Origin of the sequence: Moraxella bovis, from assembly GCF_025985205.1 — a bacterium.
Taxonomy (GTDB): domain Bacteria; phylum Pseudomonadota; class Gammaproteobacteria; order Pseudomonadales; family Moraxellaceae; genus Moraxella; species Moraxella bovis.
Genome location: NZ_CP087840.1, coordinates 938,599 through 952,198 on the forward strand (window position 1 = coordinate 938,599; position 13,600 = coordinate 952,198).

Here is a 13,600-nt window from a genome sequence, read left to right on the forward strand (position 1 = left end):
TTTGTTAACCCAAGTGATGATTTATCGATTGTCAAATAGTCATTTTAAAAGGGCAAACATGCCCTAATTTTTATCATGTTTTATAAAGATATTATCAATAACCACCACGCTCTAATAAGGGTGTGGGCTTTGTCGAGCATTGTTAGAACATGATATTTGTTATAAAGTTTCATGTATTTTTGATTGTGATTTATTTTTATGATTTTTTAAAAATCTTGACATCAGTTTGACAAGATATTGATAGACATTGACAAAATATTAATTAGGACTGACATTTTTTGGCAATGCTCCCGAAATCTTTGTATTGGTTTTGTTAACGTGTTAATATCTTTTGCTAAATTAAGACAAATCATCATCCATCACCTACTCATCATTTTAAGAGGGTAAATATGAACAACATCTATCGTGTGATTTATAACAAATCCACTAAAACCTTCCAAGCCGTCTGCGAATACGCCCGCGCCCAAGGCAAGGGCAGTCTGCGTACCAAGATATTTCGCCCTGTATGGCGTCTGTCGCTACTGGTGATCGCCCTAGGATTGGCAGGCGTGGCACAGGCACAGATTGAAAGCACAACTAGGTTAGATAATAATACACTAATCATAGATGGCAAGGGTATTGATTGGTACACCCAAAGCATGGCAGACAGGGTGCTTATCGGTAAAAGCGTTAATGGAGAGTCAAAAGTTACAGCGGTCGGCGATAGTATTACCACCAATGGCAAAGGAAGTACCACCATCGGCTCAAACATTCGCTCCAATGGTAATCAAGCGACCGCCTTGGGCGTTGAGGTAAAAACCTATGGCGATAACAGCACCGCCATCGCCAGTAATGCTGTCGCTAATGGCGAAAATTCTATCGCAATTGGTAGTAACGCACAAACAGGTGGCACGAAGATATTCAAGGGTAATCCAGTTGCAGATGAAGCCAAACCTGCTGTAAACGCTATCGCTATCGGTGCAGTAAGTAAGGTTGAGAAAGAAAATGCCATAGGACTGGGTGCAAACACCCAAGCCAATCAAGTGGGGGCGGTGGCAATAGGCAGTGGCTCGGTTGCTGACCGTTCAGGGTTGGCAAAAGGCACAACTGCAAAAACCACTCCTGATGCTACTAGCGTATATTCACCGATTGAAGACGATGCCGGAGTACTTGCCACCGTCAAAGGCACAGACAACGGTGCGGTGTCGGTAGGTAATGACACAACCACTCGCCAAATCATCAATGTGGCGGCAGGTAGCCTTGATACCGATGCGGTCAATGTGGCACAATTAAAAGCGGTGGCAAAGCTTGCCAGCCCTGCCAAATACTTTGCCGATAAAGATACGGCTGCCGATACAGCCACCCAAGCCACCGAAAAAGACAAAGCCAAAACAATGACCGATGGCGTGCTAGGCATCAAAGGCAAAGATACCACCGCTCAAATAGACAACAAAACAGAGAAAAAAGATACCGAAGCCAAAACTCGTACCGACACCAAAAACATCGTTACCACCATTGACACCGCCAATAACACCGTCTCGGTGGAGCTAAGCTCGCACATCAAGGGCTTGTCAAGCCTACAGTTTGATGATGCTCAGGGGATTAAGATTGGTGATAAAGATACTAGTGCTGAAGGCAATTCTGTGGCGATTGGTAAAGGAGCAACTGTTACAAATGGTTCTAACCCAGGTATTGGTTTTAGACAAAATCCTAATTTTTCAACCGACCATAACACCGTAGCACCCACGCAGGCTTCCCAAAACATCAAAGTGTTTCAATCGGTAAATGGCGTGGCATTGGGCGATAAAGCCACTGCAGGAAAAGGGGCAACTGCTATTGGTGGATATGCCCAAGCTAAAGGTACTTATGCAGTAGGCGTGGGTTCAGCAGTATCCGCCAAAGGTTATAATAGTATCGCTGTTGGTCAGGGGGCACAAGCAACAGGCAATAGCACGCTTTCTATGGGGCGTGAATCGGTGGCGTCTGGTAGTTATGCGACCGCTATCGGCAATGTGGCATCTGCCACCGGAGATGGTTCATTTGCAGTGGGGCATTCGGCACAAGCCACAGGAAAACGCACGATTGCGATTGGTGCCGTGGCGACAGACAACTCATCAACAAATGGCGTGCATAATGCCAACGGCACTCGCGCTACCGCAGACGATGCGATTGCAATGGGTACGCTTAATTATGTGAATGGTGAAAAATCTGTCGCTATCGGTAGGGGTAATAACGTTCAACAAGCAAATACATTCGTACTGGGTAGTGATGTTACAACCAGTCAAGGCAATAGCGTAGTGCTTGGTGCTGGCTCTACCGACCGTGAAGCAACTGCAGAAACCCAAGCTGTTGTTAATGGTATTACTTATGGTGATTTTAAAGGTGTTGGCAAAGTAGACAGCGGTGTGGTTTCTGTTGGTGCGACTGACAAAGAGCGTCAAATTATCAATGTTGCTACAGGCAAAATCTCAGCCACTTCTACCGATGCGATTAACGGCAGTCAGCTTTATTTAACCCAAGAAGCTTTAGGTAATTTAGCAAATACAACGGCGAATAATTTTGGCGGTGGTGTTATTGTAAATCCAAATGGTAGTCTAACTGCACCTAGATATAGTATAACTACTGCAGATGGTGCAAATACGACTATTATCAATAATGTAGGCGACGCATTAACAGCACTAAATACCGAAATTCAAAAGCCAATTACTTTTGCAGGCGATACAGGTACAAATGTTGAGCGTAATTTAGGCGAAACACTAAATGTTAAAGGTAATGCTACAGGTGATTTAACTGATGGCAATATTGGTGTAGAAGCTGATGGTACTGATACGTTGAATATCAAGTTGGCTAAAGATGTCGACCTTGGTAAAGATGGTAGCTTAACTATTGGCGATACAAAGGTTAATAACAGCGGTTTAACCATTACAAATGGCCCAAGCGTAACAACGACAGGCATCAATGCAGGTGATAAAAAAATCACCAATGTTAGCCCTGCGACATTATCGGCTGACAGTAAAGATGCAGTTAATGGCTCACAGCTATATACTACCAACCAAAATGTAGAGACTAACGCAACGAATATCAAAACCAATGCGGATAACATTGCTAAAGGTTTTAATATTACAGCTGACAATCTTGGTGCAGGCATTACAGACAAAGACAACGTCCAACTTGGTGATACAGTTAAATATACTAGCACCGACAAAAACATTGTTGCCACTGTTACCGATAATCAAATTGACTTTGGTCTAGCGAATAAAGTTACGATTGGTCAAGATAAACCAGTTGTGATTGATGGTACAACAGGTACAATCACAGGTTTAACTAATACCACTTTTGACCCTGCGTCTACTTATACAGGTGGTCAAGCTGCAACACAAGAGCAATTAACTCAAGTGTATAACAAGGCTAAAACTGAAGTGAAAGGTACGGGCTTAGCAACTGTTGCAGCACCAACTAAAGGTGATAATGGTCAAGATGTTTACATCGTTGATGTAGCGAAAGCAAATGCACCGACTGTTACTCGTGGTAACGTAACCGTTGCAGCAGGTGATGAAGGTAAAGTCATGACCGCAGGCGATGTTGCTAATGCCATCACCAACTCTGAAAAAACATCTTCTGTGAAAGCAGGTACGGGCGTAACAGTTGAAGCAGCTGCTGAAGATAATAATGGCAATATTGAATACACAGTTTCTGCTAAAACTGATGGCACAACGACAACAGTCAATGCAGACGGTAGCATCACAGCAGTTACAGGCGACATCACAACTGATACAGCAGGTAAATCAGCTGCAGCAGCACCGACTTCACTTGTCACAGGTGGTCAAGTTGCTAATGCGATTAATAACTCAGGTTTCACTTTAACTGCTCAAGGTGCAAATGGTAGCCTTGTCAATCCTGGTGAAACAGTGGATATGAAAAACACCGATGGTAACATCGCAATTTCAAAATCGACTGACAACAATGACGTTATTTATAACTTGTCTAAAAACATCACTGTGGACAGCGTAACAGCTGGTAATACCGTAATGAATAATGGCGGTATCACTATTTCTAACGGTCCAAACCAAACGGTTAGCTTAACTAATGGCGGTCTAAACAACGGTGGTAACAAAATCACTAACGTTGCAGCAGGTACAGATGCGACTGATGCGGTGAACGTAAGCCAGTTAAACAACGTCGTTGCAGGCTCAAAAGAAGTGGTTACATCATCAGACAAATCTGTGACTGTTAATCCAACAACTGATGCAACCACAGGTGCAACAACATTTGATGTTGTAGTGAATGCTGACAACACAACTATCACTAAAGACCCAGCGACAGGTGCAATCAAAGCCAATACCACAGCATTAACTAATAATACTAATGGTTCGGTGAATACGCCTGCAAATCCTAATGCCTTAGCGACAGCAGGTGATATTGCCAATGCGATTAACAACTCAGGCTTTACCGTTAAAGCAAATGGTGATGCAGGCGAAGTAGTCAACCCTGGTGATTCAGTGAACTTTGTTGAAGGTAAAAACATCAAAGTAACGCGTAACGGTACAGATATCACTGTTGCAACAGCTGACGATGTGACATTTAACAATGTAACAACCACAAGTCTAACAGCAGGCCCTGTCATCATTAACAATGCAGGCATCAACGCTGGCAATACACAAATCACTAATGTTGCAAGCGGTGGTAATGTCACGACCAATGCAGCAAATATCGGTGATGTACAAAAAGCTGCAGCGGCATCGAAGACAGAAGTTACGGGTTCAGGTTTAGCCAATGTAACAAGCTCTACAGGTAGTAATGGTCAAACGATTTACAATGTCGATGTTGCTAAAGCAAATGCACCGACTGTTACTCGTGGCAACGTCACTATTGCAGCCGGCGATGAAAACAAAGTCATGACCGCAGGCGATGTTGCTAATGCCATCACCAACTCTGAAAAGACATCTTCTGTGAAAGCAGGTACGGGCGTAACAGTTGTAGTGGGTACAGAAGATGATAAAGGTAATACGGCTTATACGGTCGCTGTAAATGCTCAAAATATCGCCGAAACCGCCCAAATACCAGTGGTATATACCAATGCAGCTGGCGATAAGCTATACAAACAAGAAGATGGCACATTTAACACTGTAGCAGATGGCTCAGGTACTACCGTACAACCTGCTGATGTCATCGCATCAATGCAAAACGGTGCAGGTGATACTACCACACCGACTACATTAGCAAATGTCGCATCAAACTTACCAACAACGTACAACACCGATGCGTACAACACCGCGGGCAACGCTGTTACGACTTCACAAATCTTACCAACAGGCTTAAATGTCAACAACGCAGCAACTGTTGGCGATGTGCTAAATGCAGGCTTTAATTTGCAAGGCAATGGCAAAGCCAAAGACTTTGTGAAACCTTATGATACGGTGAACTTTATCAACGGTAAAGGCACGACAGCTGTGGTAACAACTGCGGCTGATGGCAAGTCTAGTGAAGTTAAATACGATGTTAATGTAGATAATGCAAGTATTGTTATTGAAAATGGTGTGCTAAAAGCAACCGCTCAAGCCCCACAAACCACAACATTAACAGATGCCAATAATGATGGCAAGATTGATGCTCCAATAACAGCTGATGCGGATAAGTTTGTTAAAGCAGGCGATATCGTCAATGCCATCAATAACTCAGGCTTTACCCTAAAAACTTCTGCCAATGGCGGTACAAAAGATTTGGGTAATGATGAAGTCATCAACCCAGGTGATGTTATTGATATGGCCGCAGGCAAAAACCTGACTGTCAAACAAGATGTCAATGGTAAGGTAACTTATGCCTTGGCAGATGACATTGCTGTGAATCAGATAACGTCAAACAATGTTGCCATTAATCCAAATGGTACTCTCACTGTGGGTGCGAATTCTACCGTAGACATGGGTGGCAATAAAATCACCAATGTCGCTGTGGGTACAGCACCGACCGACGCGGTAAACGTCAGTCAGCTAACACAAGCAGTCGCAGGGTCAAAAGAGAACGTGGTTTCTACAAATAAGACAGTATCTGTAACACCGACTGTTGCTCAAGATGGCTCAACAACCTTTGACTTGGCGGTAAATGTTGGTAATGGCTTGACGGTAAATAGCAATACAGGTGCGATTGACGTTAAAACCGATGGCATTACGATAAATACTACGCCGACAGGCGAGCTTAAAGTGAATACCACACCATTAACCAGTAATGCAAATGGCACGGTGAACACGCCAGCCAACCCGAATGCGATTGCAACGGCAGGCGATGTGGCGAATGCCATTAATAATTCTGGTTGGAACTTGCAAAACAATGGTGAGCAGCGTGATCTGGTTAGCCCAAGTGATAAAGTAGACTTTATTAATGGCACAGGTACCACCGCTGTGGTAACAACTGCTGCTGATGGTAAGTCCAGCACGGTGACTTATAATGTGAATGCGGACAACAAGACCACAAAAATCACCTATGTGGATGCCAGCGGCAACCCAGTCTATGCCATCACTGATGCACAGGGTAATGTCAGCTATAACACAGCACAAGACGGCTCTGGCACGGCTGTGGCACCAAGTATGGTTACAAGCCAGATCTCTGCCATCATTCCGACCACGAACATCAATCACATCGTGGGTGGTACGGACATCAATGGCAATGTGGTGGACGGCAATGGCAGTGCAGTAACGACTGTGATTGACCCAAAGAAAGATCCAAATGATTCAAGCAATCAACAACCCATAACTTTAACGGCAAATGAGGCATTAAAAACTTATGATGCAGCGGGTACGGGTACGGTTGAAACCAACTCGGTATTGACTGCAGTCAAAAACATGAACGAGCAAGGTACTAAGTATATCCATGTTAATGGTGGCGAAAGTAGTGTTGGTGGTCGGCGTGGTGCGAATGCGGAACAGTCTCAAGCTAACGGTGCTAAGTCAACAGCCATCGGCTATCAGACTGTAGCGGAAGGCGATGACTCGGTAGCGATTGGTAGTGGCATTGTAACCGATGGTACAAGGTTTGCCAAAAATGGAGATGTTACCTATACGATCAGCAGAGATGCGAATACGGGTGCAATTTTGACAACTTATACTGACGGCACAAACTCTTATACTGCTCAAAATACCTACTCATCAGGTGACGAGTCGGTTGCTATTGGTAATGGCTCACAAGCTCTTGGTACCCAATCTATCGCCATCGGCACAGGCAATGTTGTGACAGGCAACCACTCAGGTGCCATCGGCGACCCAAGTATCATCAATGCTGATGGTTCTTACAGTGTGGGTAATGACAATACTGTTGCAACTGGTGCTAATAACAGTTTTATCTTGGGTAACAATGTCAATGTAACGGTTGGTAACTCTGTTTATTTGGGTGATAAATCCTCATCAACAGGGGTGCATACCACAGCCAATGGCGGTAATTACACTTATGCAGGTGCTAATGATGCCAATGTTGCAGGCGTACAAAACAGCCAAACTGCTCCAGGTACTCAGCCTGTTGGCGTGGTAAGTGTGGGTACAGAGAACGGTCAAACACGCCAAATCCAAAATGTGTCAGCAGGTGTGGTTTCACCCACCTCAACCGATGCCATCAACGGTTCACAGCTTTATTACACCAATGAAGCCATTACCAATTTGGCAAACAACACCATCAACATGGGCAACCAGCTAAACGCTCGCATTGATGATGTAGAAGACGATGCCAATGCAGGTGTCTCATCAGCGATGGCGATGGCCACCTTGCCACAAGCCTACCTACCAGGTAAATCCATGCTAACTGGTGGTATTGCCAGCTACAATGGTGAAGGTGCGGTAGCTGTTGGTTTCTCCAAGCTGTCCGATAACGGTCGTTGGGTATTGAAGATGAGCGGTTCGGCAGACACCCAAGGCAACGTCGGCGGTGCGGTGGGTGCAGGCTTCCACTTCTGATTTTACAAAAAAATTGCACATCAATCGGTGTGCAATTTTTAACCTGTTTACTTTTACAATAGCTAGGAACATTATTATGAACAAATTAGCACTTTTATCCTTGTCTGTGTTGGCACTGACAGGTTGCATGGGTACCAGGCAGTTAAGCTCAAACATCACAGAGCATGGCACCATCGATAACAAAGACGACATCGTATTCCCACAGCTTGATAAGGCATGGCAAAAAAACGGTCAATTCCCCAACAGCGAAAATCTCTCCAAAATTCATCCAGGGGTTGCCAAAGATGAGTTATATCAGCTTATCGGTCGTCCACATTTTAACGAAGCAAATCGTGCTCGCGAGTGGGACTATATCATGAAGTTTTACCAAGCGGACAACTCGGTTAAGATTTGTCAGTATAAAGTGATTTTTGATGATAAGTTTAAAGGTCAAGAATTTTACTGGATGCCTGCTGATTGTGCCAATTATGCCAAACCTGCCCCAAATACGACTGCTGTGGCAACGCCTGTCATCACCCAAGCACCGATTATCAAAGAAAAAATCACCCTTGAGGCTGACGCGCTATTTAAGTTTGATAAGTGGAAATTAGAAGACATGCTCCCAGAAGGGCGTGCTAAGCTAGATAAACTTGCCACCAAGCTCATCGCATGGGAAGCAGGTGGCGACAGCCGTGTAAACCTAACAGGTCATACCGACCGCTATGGCGATGACATGTATAACATGAACTTATCCATGCTTCGTGCCCAAACGGTTCGCCAATACTTGATTAGCAAAGGCGTGACATCAAGCACGCTGACTGCCTCAGGGGCGGGCAGAACTCAGCCATTACCGCATGTCATCTGTGATGTCAATGCCCCAAGAGCTGAGCAAATTAAATGCTTGCAACCAAACCGCCGTGTGGAAGCTGACGTTACTGTTTATGCATTTGCTAATGATGGTTCACGTCATGAGATCCGCCAAGGTGAGACGTATCAAAATTTTAATGATGGTCAGTAATCATCCCTAAAAACAAAACCCTGTCTGATGGCAGGGTTTTGTTTTGGAGTTTATAAAAAACTGATGGTTAAAAGCTTAAAACTCTGTCACACCCAAAATTTCTTTATAAAGTGCTTTTTGCTCGCTACTGGGCTTGGCAGATTGTAGTGCCATGACCGCTGACATGTCGCCATCAATGCGGATTTTACCCATCATAAAGGCTTCTAGGGCAACATTAACATCTTTACCCGAGATGACTTGGGCGAGCGTGTCGCTGTCGATATTGATGGTACTAACGGCATCATTGGTGTGATGCTGACCCAATTTACCTGCTTTTAAGTGTAGCTCTTTAGGGTCGTCACCTGTGATGCTGACATTGACAATAAGGTTGGCAAGGCTGGGCGGTAGATATAAATCGCCTGCTTTAGCATTGAGAGTTTGAACTTCTTCAAACCATGCTTGGCTTAAAAATTTCGCCATAAAATAACTCGATGATAAATAAGATGGCTCATTATAAAACAAAAATGATTTGAAAAGCAGGCTTTTTATAAAAATACCACAAAATTCATCAAATTTTCATCAATTTTACTCTTAAAAATTAAATTAATAAGTAAAAAATGATTAAATTTTTATTTTATAAAAACCAAATAGGTTTGGTGAAAGTTTTTAAACTTAATAAAAAGCTGTCTTTTTTGATTAAAAAAATTGATTAAAATCGTCAAAAATTGGCAAGAGTTACAAAAAAATTTTAAAAAATGTGAAAATTTTCATTTATTTTTTACAAAACATGCCCGAAAACTTACAATTGTGTTGTATAATACACGGTGAAAAACCCGCCACAATACCCTATTGTGAGTGTGGATTTAACGCAAGCCAAGCTCATCATGAGTAAGCCAGTCATAGGAAAGATTGTGGTCATTGTTTGATTGTTATTTTTTCCTTAATTTTTTTAAGGTTTTTTCCTAAAAGCGGATTTGGATGATGATATTTGGCAAATTTTGCGTTACAATAGACAAATATAGTTAAAAAACGTAAATTTGATGATTAATCTCATCAAACAACGACACAAATCGGGCTGCACAGGAAACCTATCCCATGAGTCTATCTAAAACAGCAGTAGCCCCATCCGTTGACCATGAATACGAAATTACGATTGTTCGTCTTTTTACCATCATGGCAGTATTTTGGGGTATCGTTGGTATGACGGTTGGTGTGTTCATCGCATCGCAACTTGCATGGCCAGCACTTAATTTTGATACATCTTGGCTGTCCTTTGGGCGTTTAAGACCGCTACATACTAATGCGGTGATTTTTGCGTTTGGGGGTTCGGCACTTTTTGCAACATCTTATTATATTGTTCAGCGAACCTGTAAGACCAGACTGTTCGCCCCTTATCTTGCTTGGTTTACCTTTTGGGGTTGGCAAGCGGTTATTGTGGCAGCGGTGATTACCCTACCATTAGGTTTGACATCCGCCAAAGAGTATGCAGAGCTTGAATGGCCGATTGATATTGCCATTGCTTTGGTATGGGTGGCTTATGCCATTGTATTCTTTGGCACGCTCATCAAGCGTCAAACATCGCATATTTATGTTGCCAACTGGTTCTTTGCGGCATTTATCATTACCATTGCACTTTTGCATATCGTTAACAACCTTGCCATTCCTGCGGGTCTTTGGAAGTCATATTCACTTTATGGCGGTGCAACAGATGCCATGGTGCAGTGGTGGTATGGACATAATGCGGTAGGTTTCTACTTAACAGCAGCATTCTTGGGCATGATGTATTACTTCATTCCTGTGCAAGTTGGTCGCCCTGTGTATTCATATCGTTTATCCATTGTTCACTTTTGGGCTTTGATTGCGTCATATATGTGGGCGGGCGGACACCACTTGCATTACTCGGCACTGCCTGACTGGACTCAGTCTTTGGGTATGGTATTCTCGCTGATTCTATTCGCTCCTTCTTGGGGTGGTATGATTAACGGTGTACTTACCTTATCTGGTAGCTGGGATAAACTGCGTACCGACCCAATCATTCGCTTCCTTATTGTAGCATTGTCATTCTATGCGATGAGTACTTTTGAAGGTCCAATGCTATCTATCAAAGAAGTAAACGCCATCAGTCATAACACCGACTGGACGGTCGGACACGTACACTCTGGTGCGTTGGGTTGGGTAGGTATGATTACCATCGGTTCTATCTATGTACTACTGCCACGTATCTATAACAAAGCAAAAATGTACTCAACCAACCTTATCACAGTGCATTTTTGGCTTGCAACGACAGGTACGGTTCTGTACATTGTCGCTCTATGGATTTCGGGCATTACCCAAGGCTTGATGTGGCGTGCGACCAACGATGATGGTACATTGTCTTATGACTTTATCCAAACTGTCGTGGTATCACATTGGCCTTATGTGGTGCGTGCATTGGGTGGTCTGCTTTATGTTGGTGGTATGCTTGTGATGGCCTATAACTGTTATAAGACCATTAAGATGCCTAGTATTCCTGAGCATCTTGCTGAGCCTGAAGAGGTTAATACAGGTCGTGAAGAAGTCTTTGATAATGACGCTGTCAAAGCATAAGGGGAGTAGCCATGTCTAACATTACACATGAAATTGTTGAGAAAAACACCGGCTTACTCGTTGTCTTTATTGTGATTGCGATTAGCTTTGCGACATTGGTTGAGATTTATCCATTGATTTTTGACGAAAATTCACCAGAGCAAGGCGGTGTGAATAAACCACTTCCTAACATGCGTCCTTGGACAGCGTTAGAGTTGGAAGGTCGTGATATTTATATCCGTGAAGGTTGTCACGTCTGCCACACTCAGATGATTCGTCCACTTCGTGCCGAAGTTGAGCGTTATGGACCTTATAGTCGTGCCGCTGAATCCACATGGGATCATCCATTCCTGTGGGGTTCTAAGCGTACCGGTCCTGACCTTGCCCGTGTCGGTGGTCGTTATTCTGACCAGTGGCATATTGACCATTTGATTGACCCACGTTCGGTGGTGCCAGAATCTGTCATGCCCGCCTATCCTTGGCTTGCCAAGAATGAGGTCGATGGCAGTAAGGTTCAATCAAAAATGCGTATCTTTAAAGACCGTTTTGGCTTGCCTTATACCGAATCTGACATTGAAGCGGCGCCTGACCAAGTACAGGGGGCAACCGAGCTTGATGCATTGGTCGCTTACTTGCAACAGCTTGGTATTGCCATGCAAGGTCAACGCTAATGAATTGGGGCGTTTTACATAGTATCGCAACGGTGATGGCATTTATTGCTTTCATCGGCGTGGCGTGGTGGGCATACTCACCAAAAAACAAAAAACGCTTTGAAGAAGATGCACAACTTGCGTTAGATGACAATCAATTAGAAAAATTGTCATCACAACGCACTAAGGATATACAATGAGCTTTTTTTGGAGTTCTTGGATTACCATCTTTTCGCTGGCTTGTTGGGTTTTTATTTTTGGGGTACTTGTTTGGACTCTAAAAACCAAGCCTGTGCTAGAAGAAGATGAGACAACAGGACATTCATACGACGGCATTCGTGAATATGACAAACCCTTGCCAAAATGGTGGCTTGCGGTGTTCTTTGGGACTTTGGCTTGGGGTCTAGGATATTTTTTATTATACCCTTCAATCCAGCCAAATAGTTGGAAAGGCTTCACAACCGTAGAAGTTGATGGTCAGCAGGTGCCTTGGACATCAGAGAACGAGCTAAATAGCCAACTACAAGCCAACAATAAAGTTTTTACCGAAAACTTTGAGCAAAACATCTTGGCGGTAGCTGGTGCAACCGATGCTGTACCTGTATTGGCAAAACTCTCTGAGCTACAAGCTGAGCAACGCAAAAATGCTGAGCCTGATTCAGACTTGCAAGCCAAAATCGATGAGCAGGTTAAATTGCTTGCCCCTTATGTGGATAAGCTGGCAGGTGACCCAGAAGCACAAAAAGTAGGTAACCGCCTATTTTTACAAAACTGTGCTTTGTGCCACGGCTCTAACGCCAAAGGTGCAACAGGCTATCCTGATTTGACTGATAATGATTGGCTGCATGGTGGTAATGCAGGTGAGATTTTGCTTACCATTCATAACGGTCGTGTTGGTGCGATGGCGGCATGGCAAAAACAACTGGGTGAGTCTGGTGTTCGTGCTGCTGCTGAATATGTTTTATCTATTTCTAGTGGGCATGGTGCGGGCGTGGACAATGGCGAGCTTAATCAGTCGCTAGTAGCACAAGGTAAAGCCATCTTTGAGGCAAACTGTGTGCTATGCCATGGTGCTGACGCTAAAGGTCTAACTGCATTTGGTGCACCTAACTTAACAGATGATATTTGGCTGTTTGGCGGTGACCGTGAAACTGTACAAACCACCATCCGTCATGGTCGTGCTGGTGTGATGCCTGAGTGGCAAACCAAGCTAGGGAACGAGCGCATAATGCTACTTGCTGCCTATGTTCGTTCACTATCACAAAACCCTGTTGAATGATAGATTGTCAATCGCATAAAAAGGACCTTCATGCAAGGTCTTTTTTATGCAAGTTAATAAAGTAAAAGTAATTTACACCTAAGAAACTTTAAAGTTACCACAAACTTAATGATGTGTGGTAAGGTCTTATCTTGAATAACGCCAATAAAGGGTGTGCACAGTCAGCCCTGATAGAGCCTGTGATAAGCATCAAATGTATAAAAAATTTTGGTAG

7 protein-coding genes are annotated in these 13,600 nt (G+C 43.7%); 6 read left to right on the forward strand and 1 reads right to left on the reverse strand.

Features of this window, described 5'->3' with window-relative positions:
• The first annotated feature begins 389 nt into the window (after positions 1-389).
• Together LP107_RS04705 and LP107_RS04710 are read left to right on the forward strand one after the other, a co-directional pair.
• Positions 390-7,916 carry a YadA-like family protein gene (locus tag LP107_RS04705; protein ID WP_078273137.1) on the forward strand — a complete coding sequence of 2,509 codons (7,527 nt, stop codon included), beginning with the start codon at positions 390-392 and terminating at the stop codon, positions 7,914-7,916.
• A gap of 76 nt (positions 7,917-7,992) precedes the next feature.
• Positions 7,993-8,913, forward strand: coding sequence for an OmpA family protein (locus LP107_RS04710; protein ID WP_078273136.1), 921 nt, complete (start codon positions 7,993-7,995; stop codon positions 8,911-8,913).
• 75 nt (positions 8,914-8,988) lie between these two features.
• On the opposite strand, the gene LP107_RS04715 is transcribed toward LP107_RS04710, so the two are convergent.
• Positions 8,989-9,372: an SCP2 sterol-binding domain-containing protein gene (locus tag LP107_RS04715; RefSeq protein WP_078273135.1), complete on the reverse strand. Its 384-nt coding sequence runs from the start codon at positions 9,370-9,372 to the stop codon at positions 8,989-8,991.
• 615 nt (positions 9,373-9,987) lie between these two features.
• Between LP107_RS04715 and ccoN the strand changes: the two genes are divergently transcribed.
• Genes ccoN through ccoP form a run of 4 tightly spaced genes read left to right on the forward strand, consistent with a single transcriptional unit; the run spans position 9,988 to position 13,386 of the window.
• The gene (gene ccoN, locus LP107_RS04720) at positions 9,988-11,478 is read left to right on the forward strand and encodes a cytochrome-c oxidase, cbb3-type subunit I (RefSeq protein WP_078273134.1); all 1,491 of its coding nucleotides are present in this window, start codon (positions 9,988-9,990) and stop codon (positions 11,476-11,478) included.
• 11 nt (positions 11,479-11,489) lie between these two features.
• A complete protein-coding gene (gene ccoO / locus LP107_RS04725) occupies positions 11,490-12,128 on the forward strand; it encodes a cytochrome-c oxidase, cbb3-type subunit II (protein ID WP_264675907.1) in 639 nt (212 codons plus the stop codon).
• A complete protein-coding gene (locus LP107_RS04730; protein WP_078273132.1) occupies positions 12,128-12,307 on the forward strand; it encodes a cbb3-type cytochrome oxidase subunit 3 in 180 nt (59 codons plus the stop codon). The genes ccoO and LP107_RS04730 overlap by 1 nt, the downstream gene beginning before the upstream one ends.
• Positions 12,304-13,386 (forward strand): cytochrome-c oxidase, cbb3-type subunit III, encoded by a 1,083-nt coding sequence (gene ccoP, locus LP107_RS04735; protein WP_078273131.1) that lies wholly within the window; start codon positions 12,304-12,306, stop codon positions 13,384-13,386. Before LP107_RS04730 ends, ccoP begins: the two co-directional genes overlap by 4 nt.
• Positions 13,387-13,600 lie beyond the last annotated feature (214 nt).